This is a genomic window from Bacteroidota bacterium (genome assembly GCA_018692315.1).
Classification (GTDB): Bacteria; Bacteroidota; Bacteroidia; order Bacteroidales; family JABHKC01; genus JABHKC01.
This window is the reverse complement of sequence record JABHKC010000068.1, coordinates 48,755-72,941: the sequence shown is the minus strand read 5'-3', so window position 1 is coordinate 72,941 and position 24,187 is coordinate 48,755. Positions and strand designations below refer to the sequence as shown.

The following is a 24,187-nucleotide window of genomic DNA, read 5'->3' as shown; positions in this document are numbered from 1 at the left end:
GACCAATAAAATACAAAAATATTAAATCATTTGATAAATGAAATGTAAATTAATAAAAATAGTATAATTTCTATTTTACAAATAATTGTACTAAACCTTTTGAATTATCAATTTCATATTTCACAAAATAAATTCCATTTGAGAAATCTTCTGTTTTTATTTTAATAAAATGTTCCCCCTTAGTTTTTTTACTTGTTTCTGAAATTATTTCATTTCCAATACAATCAAAAATTGAAATTGTTATGATAGCATTTTCATTAATAGAAAAATCAATATTGAGGAAATCGTTTACCGGATTTGGATAAATTGAAAGTGAATTTTCTAAAACCACTGGATTTGAATCAATATTCTGAACAATTTCTGTTTCAATTATTGTAAACGAAATATCGTTTATCTGAGGATTTGTTTCATTTACAATTACTTCTGCATCTTCTGCAGAAAAGCCTGCTTTTTCAACATTTACATAGTACAAATTATAAGGTAAATCGTCAAACTGATAGTTTCCATAAATATCTGTTAAAACACAAGAAACTGCATTTCCGAGATCATTGAGCAGAAAAACCGGAATATTTCTTACAACAAAACTTTTTGAGCTTTTAGAAGAACCTCCTCCAAACCATTCGTTATCGAAAATTGTGGCTTCGTACAAACTATCGTGATCGAAAAATACTGTTCCGCCAATTGAGCCAATCCCGTTTGTAGCTATGGTTGCCGGGGGCAAACTTATATCAACAGTTTGTGTGTTATTATCAACTGTTAATGGATTTGCTTGCTCCCATCCTATAGTTCCACCATTATAAACCGGCAAGTTTGAGTACTGATCAAAATTTGGAAAAGCCTGAACTATATAATCTTTGTTTTCAATACCTGCAAAAGAGTATAGCCCATTGTCTGAATATACATAATCAATCGCTTCATATTTGTTATTTGCAGAAACATAAAGAACCACTATTGCTGATTGTACAAGGTCTTTTGTGGCACTGAGAATTTGACCGGAAATTGTTGAGCCGGGCTGAATTACTGTTGCTCCATCCATAATAAAACAAGCTAAATTATCGGTAACGGTTACAGTATAATTTCCTGCTGTCAATCCAGTCAAATTTGCACTTGTTGAACCATTTGACCAGTTGTAGAAATATGGTGGTACTCCTCCGCTCACAACTATATCGAGTTCGCCATCGAAGCCACCAAAGGTGCTCACATTTGTTATTGTTATTGTTGATATAATTTGATCGGGCTCGTTTATCTGAACACTATCAATAAAGGAACCGGTTGCATCAGTAAGAGTTAAATAATATGTTCCTGCGCTTAGATTATTAATTGTGCTTGTTGTTGCTCCGTTAGACCATAAATAATCGTATGGAGGTGTGCCATAAATTAAAACGGTTTCGGCACTTCCATCGGCATATCCAAAGCACGTGGCATCGGTGCTATTAAGATAAAACAAAGTATTGGCATTTCCAACAACTAATGAGGCCAGAGAACTTATACCGTTAGGTTCAAAACTACCTAAATTCGGAAAACCAATAGTGTTGTATGTTGCAGCAGCTACAAACTCAGTATTTGTAGAAGTTTGCCATATTTTCCATTTAAAAGATTCTCCTACCATAAAACCATCGCCACCGACATCCATTCCCCAAGCGGCTACAGAATTTGTTATACCATTCCATTCAATATATCCACCACAGCCCGCTCCATTTGTTGAATCGAAAAAAACTCCAATATAATCTCCAGCACTTATGGGTAAACCATTTATAGTTATCGGAATTGTGTCTTGAATTAATATGGAATGATTTTGGCTCGTATTAGTATAAGACCATCCGAGCTGGTTTATTGTAGCTCCCTCTGATATGAAGCAACCGGCATTATCTGTAATCGTAACAGTGTAGTTTCCGGCAGTTAATGCAATAGGATTTATTATTGTAGAACCATTCGACCAAAGATAGGAGTATGGTGGAACTCCACCAGTAACTTGAATATTGAGTTCACCATCGGAACCACCAAATGTACTAACATTTGTAACTGTAATTATTGATACAATTTGGTCAGGTTCGTTAATCTGAGCACTATCAAAATACGAACCTGTTCCATCAGTGAGTGTTAAATAATAGGTTCCTGCATATAGATTATTGATTGTACTTGTTGTAGCTCCGTTCGACCAAAGATAACTGCAGGGAGGTGTACCGGAAGTTAAAACTGTTTCAGCAATTCCATCTGAAAATCCATAACAAGTGGCATCTGTTGTAATTATATAAAATGAAGTAGTAGTACTTAAAGCAACCAGTGAAGTAAGAGAACTTATACCATTTGGAGCATAAAATCCTGTATTTGGAAAAGCAACTGTGTTATCATAAGTTGCAATTGCCGAAAACTCATAATTTGTTGAGGCTTGCCAGATTTTCCATTTAAATGATTCTCCAACGATAAAACCATCGCCACCATTATCAGTTTCCCATGCTACCAATGCATTGTTCGCACCAGTCCATTGAAGATATCCACCACAACCGGCTCCATAGGTTGAATCGAAAAAAACTCCAATATAGTCTCCAGAACTTATAGGTGAGCCATTAATAGTAATTGGAATTGTGCCCTGAGTCAAAATAGTATGAGAATTTCCAGTAATGGAATAAGACCAATTTGGTTGCGAAAATGTGTAACTATTTATTATCAAAAGTGATATTACAAAAGTTACAGTGCTAAGAAAGCTTTTTTTAGGTAATAATTTTGTTCTCATAATTTTCGTTTTTTATATTTTTAATATTAAGCCAAAAATAAAGCATATTATACAAAAAAACAAATCAATTATTAACAAATTTTTCAAATCTAATATTAAATCCCATTTTTCAATTAATTCTTTCTATTTTTGATATTTGAAATTGTTGTTTGAAATTATGAATTTATCTAATTATAAATAGATTATGAAAAAGATAGTATTTGAATTATTGATTGTACTTGCAAGTTTTTCTTTGTTTTTTCTTTTAAATAATAGAGAAAATGATAAATTTGAAACTAAGCAAATTATTGGAACAATTGGCGAAAGCGGAAATGCCTCCCTTCAGGCCGATAGAATTGCCTGGGAAATCAACCGCCTTAAAGATCCAAAAACCGGAAGAATTCCTGAAAATATACGAAGAAGAGAGTTAGAATTCGCAAAAACTCTTCCCAAAAATTTAAATAAATCGAAATCAATAAATTGGACAAAACGCGGACCTTGGAACGTAGGCGGGCGAACCCGTGCAGCAGCAGTTGATTTGAACGATGAAAATACCATTGTTGCCGGTGCTGTTTCGGGTGGTGTATGGAGATCTACAGATAGCGGAAACTCTTGGGTAAAAATTACACCTCCAGATTTTTTTCATAATATCTCGTGCATAACTCAAGACAAGCGAGCAGGAAAAACAAACATTTGGTATTACGGAACCGGTGAACTTTATGGTGCTTCAGCAAGTGCCCCGGGTGCTTATCATTACGGAAACGGTGTTTATAAATCTACAGATAATGGTTTGAGTTGGCAAGTTTTGGAATCTACACTCAGCGATGATGTAACGGACTTTGATAGCGATTTTGATTTTGCCTGGAATATAACTACAGATCCTTCTATAGACACAGCAGATGTAGTATTTGTGGCTACCTATGGCAGAATTTACCGAAGTCCAGATGGTGGCCAAACCTGGGAAGCACAACTTGGATCCGGTAGCTCAAGTTCTTATTTTACTGATATTGCAGTTTCTACACAAGGGGTAGCATACGCCACCCTAAGCAGCGATGGTTCACAAAAAGGAATTTGGCGATCTGCGGATGGTACTAATTGGACAAATATAACACCTGTTGATACTTTTCCCTATAATTACGAAAGGATAGTTTTAGCAATAAATCCTTCTAACGAGAATCAAGTATATTTTCTTGGAGTAACCCCAGATGCAGGACAAGTAACCCTAAGTTGGTATGGCGAAAACAATTATACAAGCCTTTGGAAATATACCTATGTGAGCGGCGATGGTAGCGACTCTACAAATATTTGGGAAAACCTTTCGGAAAATATTCCGGCAAGCGGAACAGCTTTCGATCAATTCAACGCACAAGGTTCTTATAATTTGGTAATAAGCATAAATCCCAATAATCCAAATACAGTATTTATTGGAGGGACAAATCTTTATCGTTCTACTGATGGTTTTAGCAGCTCGAACAACACTATGCAAATTGGTGGCTATGAAATTGGGACTGTACTTAAAAACTTTCAGATTTATAAAAATCACCACCCCGACCAGCATGTGATAATGTATTTACCATCAGACCCGAATGTTTTGATTTCGGCTAACGATGGAGGTATTTTCAGGACAGATGATGTATTTGCTGATACGGTTGTTTGGGATAGACTAAATAATGGCTACTTAACAACTCAGATATATACTGTTGGGGTCGATTTTTCCTCTACTAATGATATTGTAATTGGAGGTTTTCAGGATAATGGCAACTTTTTTGCAAATACTGACGACCCTGAAACCGAATGGGTTATGCCATTAAATGGCGATGGTTCGTTTATGGGAATTGCGGAAGGAAGTGCATTTTATTGCCTTTCCATTCAAAATGGAAAAATATATAAAAGTACCTTAACTAACGATGGCGAAGTAACCGGATTCACTCGAATTGACCCAATTGGTGGCAGTGGTTATCAATTTATTAATCCTTTCGTGATGGACCCAAATAATAGTGATTTGATGTATGTAGCAGCAGGAACAAAACTTTGGAGAAACGATAGCTTGTCACATATTCCACTTTCAGGGAATTACGATTCTATAAGCATGGGATGGTTTCAATTTACAGATACTGTAGGATTTACAGGCAGTGAAATAACCTCCATTGCAGTCTCTAAAAATCCTGCTAATATTGTGTATTACGGCACCAGTAATAAATTTGTTTACAGAGTTGAGAATGCACATACCGGCGACCCCGAACACGAAAGAATAGCTCCTTATACTTTCGATAACGGTAATATTGGATGTGTAGCAATAGATCCCGATGATGCGAACAAAGTAGTTGTTTCTTACACAAACTATGGAGTTTATAGTATTAAATACACTGAAGATGCCGGGACTAACTGGGTTAAAGTTTCGGGGAATCTTGAAGAATTTTCAAATGGTGCAGGTGCAGGCCCTTCTGTTCGATGGATTTCTATTCTTCCATTACCTGATGGAAAACTGTATTTTGCAGGTACCAGTGTTGGTTTATACGCTACGGATACTCTAATTTCCGATTCAACTGTTTGGCATCAAGTGTCGGCAGAGCAAATTGGGAATGTAGTAGTAGAAATGGTAATTTGCAGAGAAACCGATGGATTGGTAGTAGCCGGGACACACGGAAATGGGATTTTCAGTACACATATCAATTCTGTAAGCGAAATAATTGGTACACCTGAAAATCCGGAATTTGCAAAAATTGAGCTTAAAGTTTTTCCAAACCCTGCTTCTGATAAAATTAGCCTTTCGTTTTCTTCAGAAAAATCAGATAGAGCTGAAATTGGCATCTTTGATGAAAGCGGCAAATTAGTTAAAAATTTAGTTACAAATAAATTAGCCCAAGGAGAGAATAAAGTTGATGTAAAGTTAACTGGATTATCAAACGGAATTTATTTCTGTAGATTGAAGCAAAATAAGTATTTTGGAGCAATATCTTTTGTTATTAACAAATAACTATAAAGAAATCCTTTGCGGCTTCGTGGCTTAGTGAGAAGTATAACTTGAAAAATCTCGCTAAGACGCTGAGACCGCAAAGGATCCACGATTTAGAAATTCTTAATTTCTAAATATCATCCCCCAAAGAAATATCCAAACCTTTTACTGTCTGTACAATTCTGTTGTCAAGAGTTACCAGATTTGGTTTGCCAATTGCATCTTTCAAAGGAACTGCTACAATATCGGGGTGTCGGTACGAAACCATATGCCCGAATTGTTTTTTCAAAACCATCTCAAAGGCTTTAACTCCAAACTGCGCCGCTAAAACCCTGTCGAAAGCAATAGGAACACCACCTCTTTGCAGGTGCCCTAACATTACGTCGCGCATATCAGCTTTCAATCCGGCATCTTTCAATTCTCGTAAAACCTTATGAACAATTCCACCTAATTTTAAATTTTCATAGCCAACTTCGCTACTCTCTTCAGAGTGAATAGTTCCATTTTTTGGTCTGGCACCTTCAGAAACTACCAAAATACCAAATCCACGATCTTTATAAAAACGGCTTTCAAGTTTTTCTTTTACAATATTTATATCGTAAGGAATTTCAGGAATAAGGCAAACATCAGCACCTCCGGCAATTGCTGCATTCAGAGCAATCCAGCCTGCAAATCTTCCCATTACCTCCATACCAAAAACCCGATTGTGAGAAGCTGCCGTTGTAACCAACTTGTCTAAAGCTTCGGTAGCAATCTGAACAGCAGTTTGGTAGCCAAAAGTAGAATCTGTTGCCGACAAATCGTTATCGATTGTTTTTGGAACACCAATGACATTCAAGCCTTTTTCGTAAAGCTTCTGTGAAATTTTCTGGCTACCATCGCCGCCAATATTAATCACAGCTTCTACACCCATATATTGAAGTTTTCTAAGTAATTCATCAGAACGGTCAGCACTTGTCCAGTTTCCTTTTTTGTCTTTCACAGGCCAAGCAAACGGACCTCCTTTATTGGTTGTTTCTATAATTGTTCCACCCTGATAGTGAATACCTTTTACACTTTTAGCATCTAATATCTTAATTTGAGTTGGTTCCCAAAGCACTCCATTAAATGCCTGAATGCTACCAATAACCTCCCATTCTTTCTCCTGAGAAGCTCGTTTTACAATAGCTCTTATCACCGCATTTAATCCGGGGCAATCACCTCCACCGGTCAGTACCATTACTCTCTTCATCTCTAATCCATTCGTTAATATTCAAAATTTAAAGCCGGCAAAAATAATAATATTTGAACAATAGATATTGGAAATTGGAAATTCAACTTTATATAATTTATATTTTCAATTATCATCTATTTCAAATTCGCTTAACAATTGGACAATTTGTATATCATTCAAAAGGTCAATCTTAGGGAACTCTATTGATTTAAGATTTATGTTCTACTAACTGCTTGAATTAATTGTCATTATTTATGATTTTCCGTATAGCTATAAGGATCATATTTCATAACTCATAATTTAAAAACTCAACTTATTTCAAATAATCATCGAAATACTGCGAAACTTTATCCATCAAATGTATTCTATTGTAACCACGGACATTGTGTTCACTTTTAGGATAAACAAAAAAGTCTATAGGTATATTTTTGTCAATACATTTTTGTACAAAATCCATGCTGTTCTGAATAACTACGGTCGGGTCAATAGCCCCATGAATTATCAAGAGTTTTCCTTTGAGATTTTCTGCTTGATTCACCAAATTTGCTTTTTCGTATCCTTCAGGATTTTCTTCTGGTGTATCCATATAACGCTCGCCGTACATCACTTCATAATATTTCCAGTCGATAACAGGACCGCCTGCAACACCAACCTTAAAAGTTTCAGGAAAATTTGTCAATAGCGATGTTGTCATAAAACCTCCATAGCTCCAGCCGTGCACACCAATGCGTTCGGCATCCACAAAATTGAGATTTTTCAGGTATTCAATTCCTTTCATCTGGTCTGCCATTTCGGCTTGCCCTAAATTTCGGAATATAACATTTTCGAATTCGAGCCCTCTACCAGCCGATCCTCTACTATCGACCGTAAGCATTACATATCCTCGTTGAGCCATATAGTATTGCCACATTCTAGCTCCGCCAAGCCACGACTCAGTAATAAGTTGAGCATGAGGTCCGCCATAAACATAAACTACTGCCGGATATTTTTTCGATTCGTCAAAATTTGCCGGTTTTATTAGTCTGCAATAAATATCGGTATTTTCGTCGGCTGCTTTTATGCTGAAAATTTCCATTTCGGGCATATCAAATTCAGATAGTGGATTTTCTGCCGTCAGTACATTTCTAATGACTTTTCCATTTGTAGATACAATATCGTATTGATTTGGAGTTTTGGTATTAGAAAAATTATCTACAAAATAGTTTCCTGATTTGCTGATTTTTACTCTATGAGTTCCTTTTTCGTTTGTCAATTTTACAATTTTGCCAGAGCTAATTTCGAGTTTATACAAATGTCGTTCGAGCGGACTTTCTTTTGTTGCCATAAAAAACAGATTTTTTTCATCTTTGTCGAAGGAAATAATTTCTGTTACTGCCCATTCTCCATTAGTAAGTTGTTTTTTGAGATTGCCTTCAGTATCGTACATATACAAATGATTGAAGCCATCGCGGCGGCTTTGCCAAATAAAGTTCTCGGGTTCCGTTTTCAAATAAATTGCAGGATGCTGAGGTTCCACATATTTTTCGTGTTTCTCCTCGAAAAGTGTTTTCACAAAATTGCCGGTAGATGCATCATATTTGTTATATTTCATATGATTTTGTCCACGATTCAAAACTGCAACAAAAATATATTTTTCGTCGGGGCTCCACGAAATATTTGTCAGATATTGCTCCTTTGGCTCACCGGTTTTTAGAAAAATTGTGCTCTTTGTTTTCACATTGAAAATCCCGACTGTAACTTGCTCGCTGGTCATGCCTGCCATCGGATATTTTGTATTTTTTAGCTCAGCAACTCGAGTTGTAATATCTACCAGGGGATAGTCTGTAACCATAGTTTCATCCTTACGGTAAAAAGCCAGAAAATTTCCGTCAGGCGACCAAAAAATCCCATTGTGAATTCCAAACTCGCTTCGATGAACAGTTTGCCCATTTACAATTCCTATGTTCTCATCTTTTGTAACTTCCGAAATATTTCCTTCAACATCAGTTATTTGAAGATTGTTTTCTAATGTATAAGCGTAATATTTTCTAGCTTTTGATGCTGTTAGATTTTTGGCATTTTTAATATCACATAATCCAAGAGAAATTTTCTTTGATTTAAGATTATAAAAATATCTGTTTTTTTTATGCTTAAAAAGAAAAGTATTATTATCAGTCCACGAAACGGCCGGAAACCGTTTGATAGAGTCTATTTTATTTTTGCTTAAAATTTTATTTAATCCATCTAAACACAGCAATGTTTTTTCTCTCGAAGATTTCGTACTTTGCTGAATAAGTTTGTTTTCTTTAATAAATGTAAAATATTCTAAGTCTCCACGCCATTGCAAATTCGACATATTTTCGGGACGCAAATTTGTCCATTGACCAACAACTGCATCATTTATGGTTAATTGTTTGTCCTGTGCATTAAGTAAGAATGCTGATAGGGAAATAAAAAATACTACTGCAAAAATTGTTCTTTTCATTATCATTTCATTAAGTTATTTATCAATTTTCACAACAAAAGTAGCAATTTTATCCTTTCAGTTTTGATTTGAAAATATAATTGAAATCGTTTTCTGAGTTCCTTTTATTTAAACAAATTTTAATTTCAACAAAAATCAAATCAGAATAAACTTATCCTGCGGAACTATATCATGATAATGTGGTGGCAAAACCTTGTCAGTAAAACCATCAATTATGTCTTTTGTTGGTTTCGAAAGTAATTCCTGAATTTCTTCAATTGCTTGAGGTCCAATCACAATAGGCAAACCCATGTCTAACATAATTTTATCTTCAAGAAAATGCCCAATAATTTGATATTCATCTAATTCAAAAACATTATTGTTGGAAACAAAACATTTCGAGAGTTTATTTTTAATAAAATCTTTAGTATCTTTAATTTCACCTATAGGTTTTATATAGAGCTTGAAATACATATCCAAATTTTTCTTGCTTTCCTCTGACAATTCAGACCGCAAATCTTGATGACATTTTCCACATAGCGCATATTCAAATAGTAATTCTCTATTTTCTGAACCAATTTTTTTTACAAAAACCTTTTCAATTATATAATAATCTCTCGTATCAATCAAGTTAGTGTTGCAGAGGCTACAGTTAATAAACTTTTTGCCATTTGATTCTGAGTAAAACTCATTTGGAATTTCAAGTAGATTAAAATCTTTTTGTAGCATAATATTTTGTTTTGCAGTTGTTCATTTAATCAACAAAGATAATCTTTAGTATTTTTCTTACAACATAAATTCATTCTAAAACTACACATTTTATTAATTTATAATTTCTAATTTTACAAATTTCATAGAGAAAGAATGGCAAATTATTAAATGTCAGACTTTCAAACTAATATATTATGGCTGAGTTTACACATTTACATTTACATACAGAATATTCGGTTTTAGATGGTGCTTCGCGAATTTCAACACTTCTTGAAAAGGCAAAAACTGATGGTATGAATTCTGTTGCTATCACCGATCATGGAAACATGTATGGGGCAATTGATTTTCACACAAAAGCAACAAAACTGAAAATAAAACCAATTATAGGAGTAGAAACCTATGTTGCCCGAAGAGGAATCAGTCAAAAATCGACAAAAGAAGACAATTCAGGATTTCATCTTATACTTCTTGCCAAAAATAAAATAGGATACAACAATTTAATAAAACTTGTTTCGACAGCAAATTTAGACGGTTTTTATTATAAACCACGAGTAGATAAAGAGCTTTTAAGAAAATATAAAGAAGGAATAATTGCAAGTTCTGCATGTTTGGGTGGAGAAGTTCCACAATCAATAATGAATTTTGGAAAAGAAAAAGCCCGAGAGAAAATATTAGAGTACAAAGAAATATTTGGAGAAGATTTTTATCTCGAACTTATGCGACATAAATCGGAAGTCCCGGGCATGGATGCACGAGTTTTCGAATATCAGGAGCAAGTAAATAAAACTCTCATCGAACTTGCTACCGAACTCAACATCAAATATATAGCAACAAACGATGTGCATTTCGTAAACGAAGAAGATGCAGAAGCACACGACCGGCTGATATGCTTGAGTACCCAAAAAGATTTCGACGACCCAAACCGGCTGAGATATACCAAACAAGAATGGTTTAAAACATCCGACGAGATGCAGGCAATTTTTGCCGACTTGCCGGAAGCAATCAAAAATACGCAGGAAATTGCAGATAAAGTTGAGGAATACGAAATTTTTCAAAAAGCAATTATGCCTGATTTTCCAATTCCTGAAAACTATACCAATGCTGACGAATACTTGAAACATCTCACTTACGAAGGAGCAAAAATCAGGTATCCTGAACTAAGCGAAAAAATAAGAGGACGAATTGATTTTGAGTTGGATATAATTCAGTGGATGGGATATCCGGGATATTTTTTAATTGTTCAGGATTTTTTGCATCAGGCAAGAAAAATGGGAGTTTCTGTTGGTCCTGGACGAGGTTCGGCAGCAGGTTCGGTTGTGGCATATTGCAATAAAATTACCGATATAGACCCAATAAAATACGATTTACTATTCGAGCGTTTTTTAAATCCCGAAAGAATTTCGATGCCGGATATTGATATTGATTTTGATGAAGACGGTCGCTCGAAAGTTATGAAATGGGTGGTAGAAAAATACGGACAAGAACGTGTAGCTCAAATAATAACATTTGGAAGCATGGCAGCAAAAAATTCGATTCGCGATGTTGCCAGAGTAGAAAATTTACCATTGTCAGAGTCAAATCGTCTTGCAAAATTAGTCCCAGACAAACCCGGCACCAAACTTAAAGAAGCATTCGAAAAAGTTCCTGAGCTGAAAGCAGCAAAAAATTCTGAAAATGAACTTATTAAAAGAACCTTAAAATATGCCGTGGCATTAGAAGGTACGGTGCGGAATGTTGGAACTCATGCCTGCGGTGTAATTATCGGCAGAGATAATCTGACAGACCATGTGCCACTTAGCAAATTGAAAGACGCAGTAATGCCTGTTACTCAGTACGATGGAAATTATGTTGAAAAAGCTGGAATGCTCAAAATGGATTTTCTCGGTCTGAAAACTCTTTCAATAATTAAAGATACAATTGAAAACATAAAAATTTCGAAAAATTTTGATCTCGAAATTGACAAAATTTCTTTCGAAGACAAAAAAACATTTGAACTTTATAGCAATGGCGATACCACCGGAGTATTTCAGTTTGAGTCCGATGGAATGAGAAAATATCTGAAAGAGCTGAAACCCAACAGATTTGAGGATATTATTGCGATGAATGCTTTGTATCGGCCAGGACCAATTGAATATATTCCGAGCTACATAAAACGAAAAAACGGTAGAGAAAAAATTGAATACGACCTTCCGGTAATGGAAAAATATTTGAGCGAAACCTACGGTATTACGGTCTATCAAGAGCAGGTGATGCTACTTTCGCAGGAAATGGCAAACTTCACTAAAGGGCAGGCAGACACCCTAAGAAAAGCCATGGGAAAGAAAATCAAAAGCATGATGGACGAATCGCGGGAAAAATTCGTTGTAGGTTGCACAGAAAACAATTTAGATACGAAGAAAATTGAAAAAGTTTGGAAAGACTGGGAAAAATTTGCCGAATATGCTTTCAACAAATCTCACTCTACTTGCTATGCTTTTGTATCGTTTAGGATGGCTTACCTAAAAGCCCACTACCCTGCCGAGTTTATGGCGGCTGTTTTGAGCCGAAATTTAAACAACATCGAAAAAATTACCGAATTAATGGCAGAATGCCAAAGAATGAAAATTCCTGTTTTAGGTCCTGATGTTAATGAGAGCCATCTCCGTTTTAATGTAAATAATAATGGCGAAATTCGTTTTGGAATGGCAGCTATAAAAGGAGTGGGTGAAGCTGCCGTAAACGAAATAATCAATAAAAGAAAAGAAAAAGGAAATTTTAAAGACATTTACGATTTTGTCGAAAAAGTAAATATTCGAACAGTAAGCAAACGAACTCTGGAAAGTCTGGCGGTTTCAGGAGCTTTCGATAATATTTCGAATTTGAACCGCAGCCAATATTTCCATGCAAATCTCAACGAACAGACTTTTATTGAACATCTAATAAAATATGCCAATAAGATTGACGAAGAAAATCAATCTGCCCAATTCAGTTTGTTCGGAGACTTAGAAGAAGCAACTATTGTAAAACCACAGCCACTCGCTTGCGAAGAATGGTCGGCACTTCAAAAACTAAATAAAGAAAAAGAGGCTATTGGAATTTATCTGTCGGCACATCCATTAGATCAATATCGATTTGAAATTGATACCTTTTGTAAAGACAAGCTTTCGAAACTTGCAGATATTGAACCACTTAGAGATAAGGAACTTACTTTTGGAGGATTAGTAACCAAAGCCGATAGTCTGCAAAGCAAAAACGGAAAACCATATGGTGATTTGCGTGTGGAAGATTATTCAGGCTCGCACAAATTTCGGGTTTTTGGGAAAAAATATTTAGAACTTAAACAATTTTTCGTGAACAACTATTATGTTGTAATAAAAGGAAAAGTTACGCCAAGATATGGCAGCGAAGAGGATTTAGAATTTAGAATTAATAGCATAGATTTGCTCTCGGAACTTTCTAAACAGATAAAATCTATTACCTTAAACCTATCACTAAACGAGATTAATGATGTTTTTTTGAAAGAATTTCCAACGGCTTTGAAAAAGAATCAGGGTGATGTTTTACTAAAATTTACAATTGTAGAACCGGATGACAAGATTCACATAAACCTGTTTTCACGAAAATTTAAAATAAAACTTTCTAATGACTTTATAAATTATTTGAAAATGATGGAGATTAATTATCAGATTAATTAGCTCCACAAGAGCAAGCTTCTTATAAAAATATAATGGGATCATCTAAAAATGCAAATTTCTTCGTTGTTTCAAAATTTTAAAATCCTCATTTACAATAGTAAACTGCGGTTTTAAAATTTCTTACGCCTTGAAATTTACTATTTTTAGAAGTCCCCTAATGTAAAAAATAAGCTCCAAAGGATTGACCAAAAATTCCAAATATAAAAACCCAACCACACAAGTCGAACATATACCAAAAACACATTCCAAATTCAAACTTATATGTCATAGAATTAAAGAAGAAATGCACTTTGCTGTATTTCAAACAATTACAAAAACATAAACAAACAAAAAATATGACTAAAATTCTCATATATTTGCAAAATTTTTGAATTGAAAATTGTAAATGAAGAATATTAGAAATTTTTGTATAATTGCACATATAGACCATGGCAAAAGCACTATTGCCGATAGGTTGCTTCAGATGACTAACACTATTAGTGAAAGAGAATCGCAAAATCAGGTTTTAGACGATATGGATCTCGAGCGCGAACGAGGTATTACTATAAAAAGCCATGCGATACAAATGGAATATCAACACACTGATAATCAAAAATATATATTAAATCTAATTGACACTCCCGGACATGTCGATTTTTCTTATGAAGTTTCGCGATCAATAGCAGCTTGCGAAGGTGCTCTGCTGATAGTTGATGCAACTCAAGGAATTCAGGCTCAGACAATTTCTAATCTTTATCTTGCCATAGAAAATGATTTGGAAGTAATTCCAGTCCTTAATAAAATGGACCTTAACAATGCAATGCCAGACGAAGGGAAAGACCAAATAGTTGACCTAATTGGCTGCGACAGAGATGATATTATTGAAGCCAGCGGAAAAACAGGATTAGGAGTTGAAGAAATTTTGAAAGCAGCAGTCGAAAGAATTGAACCACCAAAAGGCGATATTAATGCTCCATTGCAAGCTCTTATTTTCGATTCGGTATATAATTCTTACAGGGGAATTATTTCATATTTCAGAATAGTTAACGGGCAGATAAAAAAAGGAGATGCTGTTAAATTTGTAAATACCGGCAAAGAATATCAAGCCGATGAAATAGGTGTACTTAAACTAAAACAAGTGTCACGCCCAAAACTTATGGCAGGCGATGTTGGATATATTATTTCAGGTATAAAAAGCTCGAAAGAAGTAAAAGTTGGCGACACAATCACTCATATCGAAAATCCTTGCGAGAAATCTATCGAAGGATTTGAAGATGTTAAACCAATGCTATTTGCCGGAATTTATCCGGTTGATGCAGACGACTATGAAGAGTTGAGAGCATCTCTCGATAAACTTAAACTGAACGATGCTTCTTTGACATACGAGCCCGAATCGTCGGCAGCACTAGGTTTTGGTTTTAGATGCGGTTTCTTAGGTCTGCTTCATATGGAAATTGTACAGGAGCGTTTAGACCGCGAATTTATGATGGATGTAATCACTACAGTTCCCAATGTTTCATACCTATGTTTTACTAAGAAAAAACAAAGACTCGAAGTTCACAATCCATCAGGACTGCCCGACCCTACTTTAATTGAGCATGTTGAAGAACCATATATAAAGGCTCAAATAATATCAAAAGCAGAATATGTTGGCGGAATAATGAAACTTTGCATCGACAGGCGAGGCATTCTAAAAAATCAATCCTACCTTACGAGCAATCGTGTTGAGGTAACTTTTGAAATGCCTCTTGGCGAAATTGTTTTCGATTTTTACGATAAACTAAAAAGTATTTCAAAGGGATATGCTTCTTTCGATTATTTTCAGACAGGATTTCAGCCGGCAAAGCTTGTGAAATTAGATATTCTGCTTAATGGAGAATCAGTTGATGCACTTTCTACACTGATTCATAACGACAACGCTTACGATTTTGGGCGACGAATGTGCGTAAAACTAAAAGAACTTATTCCACGACAGCAGTTCGATATTGCAATTCAGGCAGCTATAGGCTCAAAAATTATTGCTCGCGAAACCGTTAAAGCTGTCAGAAAAGATGTTACAGCAAAATGTTATGGGGGCGATATTACAAGAAAAAGAAAACTACTCGAAAAACAGAAAAAAGGAAAAAAACGAATGCGTCAGGTTGGGAATGTAGAAGTTCCGCAACAAGCGTTTTTAGCGGTTCTGAAACTGGACTAACTAATTGTGAATTATGAATTGGTAATTATGTTAGATAATTCAAGCTCAATTAAAAATATTATTTTCGATTTTGGAGGCGTTATTTGCAATATTGATTTCGAAAAATCATATAGGGCTTTCACTGAATTAGGATTCAAAAATCTTGACAATCTGTTTTCAAAAAAATCTCAAACTGCAATTTTCGATGATTTTGAAAAAGGAAAAATTAATCCGGCCGATTTCAGAAAAGAAATTTATAATATTACTAAAATTGATATTTCCGATAAAATCTTTGACGAAGCATGGAATGCAATGATTTTAAATATTCCTAACGCAAGGGTAAATTTACTTAAAAAATTAAAAACAAAGCATCGCATATTTTTGTTAAGTAATACAAACCGAATTCATTACGATTATTATTTAAAGAATTTTCAAAATGAATATGGTTTCAAGAATTTTTCTGAATTATTCGAGAAAGCATATTTTTCATTTTTCATTGCAATGAAAAAACCAGATATAGAAATTTTCGATTTTGTAATAAATGAAAACCAACTGAAACCAACTGAAACTATTTTTATTGACGATTCGCTACAACATATTGAAGCTGCTACTTTAGTAGGATTGCAATCTTATCATCTGAAAAACAATGAGGATATTACAGAACTTTTCTGAAATTATAATATATTTGCATCGTATTAATTAGTTTTATATGAATGATTAAATCTTTATTAAATATTGTGTTATGAAAAAAATAGTCTATTTATTATCAGTCATTTCTACTGCACTTACTGTAGTAGTTTTGCTAAGTTCATTTGGACAATCAAGTACATTGCAAACCTCTGGAAATATGAGCTTTACTTTTAAAACAGTTACATATAATGGAAATTTTGCTCCGAAACACGTGTTGGCTGTTTGGATTGAAGATAATTCTGGTTTTATTAGGACACAAAAAAAACATGCCGCTGCCCAACAACAACGTTTATATACATGGATAGCTTCCTCGAACCAAAATGAGATTGATGCAATAACAGGTTCAACAATAAACGTTCATCAAACTCATACAATTACATGGGATTGCAAAGATTTGAACGGAAACGAAGTGCCCGATGGTGATTATACCATTTGGATTGAATTTACAGAAAAGAATATTCAAGGTCCGATTTATTCACTTACATTCACTAAAGACACCGCCTACCAGCTTCTAACACCACCTGATGAGCTAAACTTTATTGACATAGAGCTTGAATATACTCCAACTCCAGGCCTTCCTACCTCCAATTTCTCGGTGAATGATTCAAATATTTGCACCTACGAAGGAGTAACATTTACAAACAGCTCATATTTAGCCACAAGTTATGAGTGGGATTTCGGTGATGGTGCTAATCCTGCAACAGGAAACACTGAAGGCCCTCATACTGTAACTTATTCTACATCAGGAAATAAAACCATAAGTTTGACAATAAATGGAACAATTACCCAAAGCTATACTGAAATGATAGAAGTAATAGCTCAACCTGAAGCGGATTTTATCTATTCGTTTTTGAACACTTATGATGTTATTTTTAGTAGTAATTCAGTAAATGCCACTACCTATCTTTGGGATTTTGGAGATGGAGACACCAGCACCGATGATAACCCAAACCATACTTACCTTGCAGAAGGAATTTATGATGTAAGTCTGATTGCAATGAATGGAGATTGTGAGGACACTGTAATCAAGAGTATTATAATAGATGGTACCAAAATTGAACGTAATGAATTGAATTCTACATCAATAATTTATCCTAATCCTGCAAAAGGCATTTTCTACATAGTTCCTTTGAATGTTGGAACGAAAGATATTTTTGTTTCTGTTTTTGATACGCATGGGAAAATAGTTTTAAAGCAAAAATATGAATACTCAAGTTCCATCAAAATTGATGCAACGATCCTTGATGCAGGAACCTATTTCGTAAAAATTGATAACAGTACACAAACTCATTATAAGAAACTTGTGATTTTGTAAGAATTTCATAGATAATTCAATGGATGGCATTTTAGGTCATCCATTTTTTTCAATCAGTAAGAGTTTTTAGTATTTATTCAATAATTTTTATACTGCTTAAGACAAATCAATTTTAAATTTCATTATGAAAACAATTTGGTTTGTAATTTTTTTCTCTGTTTTCATATGGTCTGGAGTAGCCCCAAAAGACTATTTTACATGGTTTTTGGAAGTTTTCCCTGCAATTATTGGTTTGGTTTTATTGATAGTAACATACAAAAAATTCCCTCTCACAACTCTTCTTTATTTTCTCATTTTAATACATTGCGTAATATTAATGGTTGGTGGACACTACACTTACGCCGAAGTTCCACTTTTCGACTATATTAAACCAATATTTGGTTTTAGTCGTAATAATTACGACAAAGTAGGACATTTTGCACAAGGTTTTATACCTGCGATTTTAGTACGAGAAATTTTTATCAGAAAAGAAATTATTGTTTCACACAATTGGCAAAACTTTTTGATTGTTAGTGTTTGCCTGGCTTTCAGTGCATTTTATGAATTGATTGAATGGATAGTTGCAAAGTTTACTGGCGAATCGGCCGATGCTTTTCTTGGAACTCAAGGATATGCTTGGGACACTCAGACCGATATGGCAATAGCTTTACTTGGGGCAATTTTTGCATTAATTATTCTATCTAAAATTCATGATAAACAATTACTTAAACTATCTAACAAATTGAATTTGAGCAAATAAAGTATTAAACTGAGGTTTAATTGCTCAAGTTTCGCATTTGCAAAATAGCTGTATAATCTACAGAATTTGTCCGAAAGTTATTCAAAACATAATCTTGCAAAGGCGCAAGGGAGCAAAGTTTTATGAAATAAAACTCTTTGCAATCTTAAAACCAAGTTTCACACTCAAAGCAAGATTTTTTTCGTTTCACAGATTTCCAGAAATTTTGCGACTTTGCGGCTGCGAGATTTTTTTCTGGTTTATCCAGCTTATGAAATTGAGAAGTGAAAATTCTGAGTTTATCATTTTCATCCAATTCTCACAAATTCAATAATCGTATTATTCTGTTGAATCTTAACTTTCTTGCAATGACTAAGATAAATAAACTTAAAAGCTGAGTCGGTATTAAAAATAGATTTTCCGATTTTCTCAAATTTCCCTTCACATTCTAATGCTCCAAAATTATTACGCCGACAAATTTTATAATGCTCTTTTTCCAGACTTATACTAAACCATGAACCGGCACCCTCACCGCTTATCCATTGTGCATTTTCTGAAATATTTATATGTCTAACTGGTTCAGGAAGAGTACTCTTTAAAATCTTTTTATTCGAAATCTTAAGTGGATAAAAAGGTTTATTTTGAAGAATTTTTGGAAGTATAATTTTATTAGATAGCGAGTTTACATTATCGCGAGGAGTTGGAGTTAAAGACACAAAATATTTTAGTTTACATAAGATTTTCCAATTTGGTTTGCCGGCAACTATTACAGAATTCACAAAACGGGAACAATTACTCCCCTTATATTTGAACGGACCATAAGGAATCAGGCTTTCATTTTGCATTTCAGTTGCTTTTGCAAATGCCTTCTGAAAATTAATTTGGCAATAGGAAGCATATAATTTTCCTTCACCATGACATTCATAATTGGATTGTAATTCTTTTAAAATATCAAGAAAATTTTCAATATTTTCAGCATTACTTGAAATTTCAGGAATTTCAGGAATTTCATTTATTTTTAAACCATCATCGGTAGATTCACTGCGGACTCTGGCATATTGGAATGGTGTATGGTATCTGCCAAAATCAAAATAGTGGCAACTCATTTTTTTACTATCAATTAAAACTAATGCAGCATGGCCAACTTTGTAGTAATGATTTTTGCTGATTCCAAGAATTTTTGAAATGCTATCGTACCAAGAGCCCGGCTGTTTACAAAACGTTTCCGGCCAGGCAATTGCAATGGCAAATCCTGTGTATTTGATATTCATTAAATTTTGAGTTGTCAATTTTTAATTCCCAATTAGTGCATATAAGAAAATATATCATTTTTTGGAAGTGGTGCTTAGAAGATTTCAAGTTCAAGGCTTGGTTGGCTTGAAAATCAGGAGTTTACTTTTGTAAATGACTGATTTGAAAGCTAAGCATAACGCAGAAATTGGAAGTTTCTAAGTGCCACTAATTATTAATTCTGCTTCATCAATCAAGTTATTAAAAAATAAATCAATATCAGATTTATTAAGTTCAGCGTTTGCGGCTATTAGCCGTATTGTTAAGCTATCTCCAATGTATCCAAAATTGACAATAGATTTTCCGCTTTTTCGTAAAGACTCCCGCAATTTAAGATTGAATTCATTGCTATCTGTATTAATTTCAGGAATATACCGAAAGCATACAGAAAATGATTGACGTGGAACAATTAGTTCTAATTTTGTGTTTTCAATCACTTTCTTTTCTGCATATTTTGCCATTTCAATCAAATTGTCAATTCTATTTTTGTATCCTTCCAATCCAAAATATTTCCATGCAAACCATAATTTTACAGCATCGACTTTGCGACCACACTGAATAGATTTTTTCCCCAAATCTTCAATCATATCTATATCATGAAAAATATAATCTGCATTAATATCAGTAATATTGTGCTGTAAGCTTCCATGTCTTTTGACAAGAATTACAGAACAAATCAAAGGAATATTCATAAGTTTGTGCGGATTCCATGCAAAAGAATCAGTTTTCTCAATACCTTTTACCAGATAGCGATGCTCCTTGCTTAGAATTATTGAACCTCCAAACGAACCATCGGCATGTAACCAAACGCCATATTTCTCGCAAATATCAGCCATCTCATCAATGGGATCATAAGCTCCCAATAAAGTTGTGGCACATGTAGCTACTGCAAAAAAAGGTTTCTCGCCCCGATTGACTGAGTCCTTAATTTCTCTTTCGAGCTCCGATGGAATCAATCTTCCGTTTTCGTCAGCTTTCACTTTGATTACATTTTTCGCACCAATTCCTAAAATATTTGCAGCCGTTTCAAAAGAATAATGAGCTTGCTCGTTTACAAATATTTTCAGTTTCAAATTCCTGTCGTATCCATCAAATCGTCCTTCGGGAAATACCTTATTGCGTGCCGATAACATGGCGATTAAATTTGCATTGCTGCCGCCACTTACAAAAATTCCATCGCCATGGGAATAGCCGGCATAGCTATTCATTAATTTTATCATTTCGGTTTCTATCATAGTAGCCACCGGGGCAACTTCATAGGTGTACATAGAAGTATTTGCCAGAGTTGAGAAAATTTCTCCTATAAAAGCAGGAAAATTAAAACCTGAATACAATTGATTTAAAAACTGTTTGTTTCCTGTTCTAACAGAAAAATTTAAATATTTGTCTAACAATTCTAAAAATTCATTCTCTGAAACACCGATTTGATTTATCGGAAAGTCAATTATTTTATTTAATTCTGCTGGAAATTTAAAATTAACTATCAATTCTTCAATTTTGTTATTATTTTTAAGATAGTTTTTTATTTTCTCAAAAGATTCTGAGAGTATTTTTTGATTATTCATTATTTTTAATTAAAAGTTTGAATATATAAATCAAAAATTCAATTCAAACCTCTGATTTTCATTCATCGAAATAATTAATTCAATTTAGCAATTTGTTCTTCCATTTTCGAAATAACGTTATATTTTTTACTTAACTCATAAAATGGCCTGACTAAAGTAAAATAATCAATAAAGTCGTCTAATGAAATGTTCAATAAGGGCTTATCTGAAAGCATCAATTTTTTATTCATATTAAGATATGCCGAACCTTTTGTAGTAACTTCCTTCTGGAATTCAGGCATATAAACTTTCGCATTCTCCGACACATTATTTTTTCTGGTATTCGATCCATAAATATGAAGTGTAGTGAGCTTCTTTGAAAATGAGTTTCCCATCATATGAGTTAAATCTCCACAAACTGATGCAATCTGACCTTCATAAAAATTATCTTTTTGAATAAGTTTTATTTCTTTCTCATTTGTTTCATACAATCGATGTGCAGCTTCTCCAAAAAAATAAACGCAACCCCATTCAGTATATCCATGGTTGTGAATTGCTGTGAAATCTCCTACACGCCACGACATTAACAGAATTTTATAATTCCCATTATCTACAATTAACTTTCTTCCATAACTCTCAGATATGCAGTGATCGAAAGAAATATATTCCCTGAGTTCTTTTTCGGAAAGATTTGCCTCAGAAACTATTTCAGAGACTAATTCATTATTAATAAAAGGTAAATTATTTAATTCAGCACTAATTTCTTTTATACAATTTGGTAATTCTTTATTCATAATTTTGTTTTATGGAACAATTGTTTCAATTAAATCTTTTCCGGTTTTTATATCTATTGCATGTAGTTCAACTTTTGTGATATTTGGGAACCAGAAAGTTCCTCCGTCTATTTGAATGAAAATTCTCTTTACGGCAACTTCTTTATTTTGTGAATTAGTAAAAACTTTAAAATCTCCATTAGTATTTTTCTTTATTTCAAAATTCCTGTATCCATATGAAACAAATTGGAATTTTGCTTTATTATCTCCAATATCCAAAAATGTTAGACCATAGGAAAATTTTTTTTGAATCCAGCTTAAAGGCTCAATTTTATTTGAATTAGTGTGTTTTATCCAATAAATATTTATAGGATTTTCTGTATTTAGCTTACCAAAAGTTGTAAGATTAATATCATATACAATTTCGTCAGAATCTTTACTTCTTTCTATTTTGAATAAAGATTTTGAAATTCCATGATTCTCTTCTTTTGCAGTAAAACTTATCAAAATGAAGCTAATTATCAGAATAAAAAGAGTCCTGTTCTTATATTTTTTCATCAATTTCGTAAAAGCTAAATTTGTGTGCATTTTTAAAAAAGCATAGCTGAACCAACATATAATCCTTTCTGGCCAAATTGTTTGTCCTTAGAAATTGCCCAGTTCACACTTATAACATTATTATCATTATAAATAAAATAAAAGCCAAGCCCATAACTTGCAATCGGTTTATGATTTGTTTCTGTAAAAAATGAATTTAATTGCTGCAATGGAACCGAAGAAGTGTTTATTTCATAATTTTGAGTAATATATGCAAAATCAGAAAATATCGAAAAATAAGCATTACAGTTTTGTTTTATAAATGTAAATTCATAGGCATCAAATATTATCTCAGAATTACTTAAAATAAATCCATTTGCAACAACTCGATTCCTAAATATTCCCCGAAGATTGAAAGCTCCACCTAATCCGTCATGGCTCATTCTGCTGTCTGTGTAAAATGGAAGCTGATAAAAAGGCAGTTTACCGAAAATGGTATTTTGAGAACTAAATCTGAATTTAAATGTTAGATAATTCTTTACAACATCTTTATAAAAACGAAAAGTAACAGAAGATTTTAAATATTCATTAGAACCAAACAGCGGCGGCGAATAAAGCAAGATTGCTTCCATCCAAATTCCATCTGAACAATTACATTTGTGATTGCGGGTATCGTAGATAATTCCTGCCCTTAAATTAAGAACATTTCCACCATCAATTTCCTCATCTTCAATGATTTTCCAATTAATGTAATTTGCCAAAATATTGTTTTGAAGATTATAACTTGCACCATTTTCTACTTCCGGAAAAATATGAAAATACTTGTATGAAAGTCCGCTAAGAATTCTTAAAGGGGAGTTTTTCATATATCTCTGAATATCAAACCTTAAGCTGAGCAATTTTCTATCATGTGAATAAAAATATTTGTTGATGAAGTTTTCATTTTCCGGATCAATAAATGCCTCATTGTAGTATGCTTTAGCTCCATTGAATCCATAAAAATTTAGTTTTTTATCTCCAAAATAACCAATTTCGATTATAGTATTTGCATTTTTCAATATTTCTTCACTTTCGAATAATGCATGAATATTTGTTGTATTTTTTGTTGTATTAGTAAGCTTTAAATACAAATATTGACTATAATCTGTTTGTTTTCCTTTCGTCCTGAAATCAAAATAATTTAATACAGCTCCGTATTTTATTCCCAAATCTGTATCGAAGGCAAATGCAGGAATAATTCCTATAGGCTTTTGTTCATTTATTGAATCTTTCTGTGCAAAAGCTGAGGAGATTAATAAAGTAAACAAGATTCCTAAACTCATTCTAAAAATTGAAAGGGCTTGATTTGTAATTTTTATTATCATCTGCTTATAATCGAAAAACTTGCTATTCCTATTATTTGCCATGTTTACATTAAATCATTATCTGACCATTAGAAATCGTTTCATTATAAGT

Annotated in this window: 15 protein-coding genes; 6 read left to right on the top strand and 9 right to left on the bottom strand. The window is 33.6% G+C overall.

The window, feature by feature from the left end; genetic code table 11:
* Positions 1-70 precede the first annotated feature (70 nt).
* Positions 71-2,734, bottom strand: a complete 2,664-nt coding sequence (locus HN894_05645) for a T9SS type A sorting domain-containing protein (protein MBT7142802.1) — start codon at positions 2,732-2,734, stop codon at positions 71-73.
* A 184-nt stretch (positions 2,735-2,918) separates the two neighbouring features.
* On the opposite strand from HN894_05645, the gene HN894_05640 reads away from it, so the two are divergent.
* Positions 2,919-5,690: a T9SS type A sorting domain-containing protein gene (locus tag HN894_05640; protein ID MBT7142801.1), complete on the top strand. Its 2,772-nt coding sequence runs from the start codon at positions 2,919-2,921 to the stop codon at positions 5,688-5,690.
* A 109-nt stretch (positions 5,691-5,799) separates the two neighbouring features.
* On the opposite strand, the gene HN894_05635 is transcribed toward HN894_05640, so the two are convergent.
* From HN894_05635 to HN894_05625, 3 genes are all read right to left on the bottom strand, one after another.
* On the bottom strand, positions 5,800-6,888 hold the full coding sequence (locus tag HN894_05635) for an ATP-dependent 6-phosphofructokinase (GenBank protein MBT7142800.1): 1,089 nt from the start codon (positions 6,886-6,888) through the stop codon (positions 5,800-5,802).
* Between the two features lie 307 nt (positions 6,889-7,195).
* The gene (locus HN894_05630) at positions 7,196-9,352 is read right to left on the bottom strand and encodes a S9 family peptidase (GenBank protein MBT7142799.1); all 2,157 of its coding nucleotides are present in this window, start codon (positions 9,350-9,352) and stop codon (positions 7,196-7,198) included.
* Positions 9,353-9,481: 129 nt separating this feature from the next.
* On the bottom strand, positions 9,482-10,054 hold the full coding sequence (locus tag HN894_05625; GenBank protein ID MBT7142798.1) for a hypothetical protein: 573 nt from the start codon (positions 10,052-10,054) through the stop codon (positions 9,482-9,484).
* A 176-nt stretch (positions 10,055-10,230) separates the two neighbouring features.
* Between HN894_05625 and dnaE the strand changes: the two genes are divergently transcribed.
* The 5 genes from dnaE to HN894_05600 all read left to right on the top strand — a co-directional run bounded on the left by dnaE (position 10,231) and on the right by HN894_05600 (position 18,609).
* The gene (dnaE, locus tag HN894_05620) at positions 10,231-13,710 is read left to right on the top strand and encodes a DNA polymerase III subunit alpha (protein MBT7142797.1); all 3,480 of its coding nucleotides are present in this window, start codon (positions 10,231-10,233) and stop codon (positions 13,708-13,710) included.
* A gap of 385 nt (positions 13,711-14,095) precedes the next feature.
* Complete coding sequence (gene lepA / locus HN894_05615) at positions 14,096-15,886, top strand: elongation factor 4 (GenBank protein MBT7142796.1); 1,791 nt, start codon at positions 14,096-14,098, stop codon at positions 15,884-15,886.
* A 27-nt stretch (positions 15,887-15,913) separates the two neighbouring features.
* Complete coding sequence (locus tag HN894_05610; protein ID MBT7142795.1) at positions 15,914-16,537, top strand: HAD family phosphatase; 624 nt, start codon at positions 15,914-15,916, stop codon at positions 16,535-16,537.
* 70 nt (positions 16,538-16,607) lie between these two features.
* Positions 16,608-17,870, top strand: coding sequence for a DUF2271 domain-containing protein (locus tag HN894_05605; protein ID MBT7142794.1), 1,263 nt, complete (start codon positions 16,608-16,610; stop codon positions 17,868-17,870).
* A 124-nt stretch (positions 17,871-17,994) separates the two neighbouring features.
* Entirely contained in the window at positions 17,995-18,609 is a 615-nt protein-coding gene (locus tag HN894_05600) for a DUF2238 domain-containing protein (protein MBT7142793.1), read from the top strand.
* Between the two features lie 287 nt (positions 18,610-18,896).
* Here HN894_05600 and HN894_05595 read toward each other — a convergent pair whose 3' ends face one another.
* The 5 genes from HN894_05595 to HN894_05575 form a co-directional block, all read right to left on the bottom strand.
* Positions 18,897-19,859 (bottom strand): hypothetical protein, encoded by a 963-nt coding sequence (locus HN894_05595; protein MBT7142792.1) that lies wholly within the window; start codon positions 19,857-19,859, stop codon positions 18,897-18,899.
* 177 nt (positions 19,860-20,036) lie between these two features.
* Entirely contained in the window at positions 20,037-21,443 is a 1,407-nt protein-coding gene (locus tag HN894_05590) for a glutamate decarboxylase (GenBank protein MBT7142791.1), read from the bottom strand.
* 74 nt (positions 21,444-21,517) lie between these two features.
* Complete coding sequence (locus HN894_05585) at positions 21,518-22,216, bottom strand: cysteine dioxygenase family protein (protein MBT7142790.1); 699 nt, start codon at positions 22,214-22,216, stop codon at positions 21,518-21,520.
* A 9-nt stretch (positions 22,217-22,225) separates the two neighbouring features.
* A complete protein-coding gene (locus tag HN894_05580; protein ID MBT7142789.1) occupies positions 22,226-22,753 on the bottom strand; it encodes a DUF4833 domain-containing protein in 528 nt (175 codons plus the stop codon).
* Between the two features lie 32 nt (positions 22,754-22,785).
* Positions 22,786-24,138 (bottom strand): hypothetical protein, encoded by a 1,353-nt coding sequence (locus HN894_05575; protein ID MBT7142788.1) that lies wholly within the window; start codon positions 24,136-24,138, stop codon positions 22,786-22,788.
* Positions 24,139-24,187 lie beyond the last annotated feature (49 nt).

Coding starts and splice junctions, on each gene's coding strand:
- HN894_05630 (MBT7142799.1), bottom strand. CDS start 9,352: ATGATAATGAAAAGAACAATTTTTGCAGTAGTATTTTTTATTTCCCTA.
- HN894_05610 (MBT7142795.1), top strand. CDS start 15,914: ATGTTAGATAATTCAAGCTCAATTAAAAATATTATTTTCGATTTTGGA.
- HN894_05605 (MBT7142794.1), top strand. CDS start 16,608: ATGAAAAAAATAGTCTATTTATTATCAGTCATTTCTACTGCACTTACT.
- lepA (MBT7142796.1), top strand. CDS start 14,096: ATGAAGAATATTAGAAATTTTTGTATAATTGCACATATAGACCATGGC.
- dnaE (MBT7142797.1), top strand. CDS start 10,231: ATGGCTGAGTTTACACATTTACATTTACATACAGAATATTCGGTTTTA.
- HN894_05625 (MBT7142798.1), bottom strand. CDS start 10,054: ATGCTACAAAAAGATTTTAATCTACTTGAAATTCCAAATGAGTTTTAC.
- HN894_05580 (MBT7142789.1), bottom strand. CDS start 22,753: ATGAAAAAATATAAGAACAGGACTCTTTTTATTCTGATAATTAGCTTC.
- HN894_05585 (MBT7142790.1), bottom strand. CDS start 22,216: ATGAATAAAGAATTACCAAATTGTATAAAAGAAATTAGTGCTGAATTA.
- HN894_05575 (MBT7142788.1), bottom strand. CDS start 24,138: ATGGCAAATAATAGGAATAGCAAGTTTTTCGATTATAAGCAGATGATA.
- HN894_05590 (MBT7142791.1), bottom strand. CDS start 21,443: ATGAATAATCAAAAAATACTCTCAGAATCTTTTGAGAAAATAAAAAAC.
- HN894_05645 (MBT7142802.1), bottom strand. CDS start 2,734: ATGAGAACAAAATTATTACCTAAAAAAAGCTTTCTTAGCACTGTAACT.
- HN894_05635 (MBT7142800.1), bottom strand. CDS start 6,888: ATGGTACTGACCGGTGGAGGTGATTGCCCCGGATTAAATGCGGTGATA.
- HN894_05640 (MBT7142801.1), top strand. CDS start 2,919: ATGAAAAAGATAGTATTTGAATTATTGATTGTACTTGCAAGTTTTTCT.
- HN894_05600 (MBT7142793.1), top strand. CDS start 17,995: ATGAAAACAATTTGGTTTGTAATTTTTTTCTCTGTTTTCATATGGTCT.
- HN894_05595 (MBT7142792.1), bottom strand. CDS start 19,859: ATGAATATCAAATACACAGGATTTGCCATTGCAATTGCCTGGCCGGAA.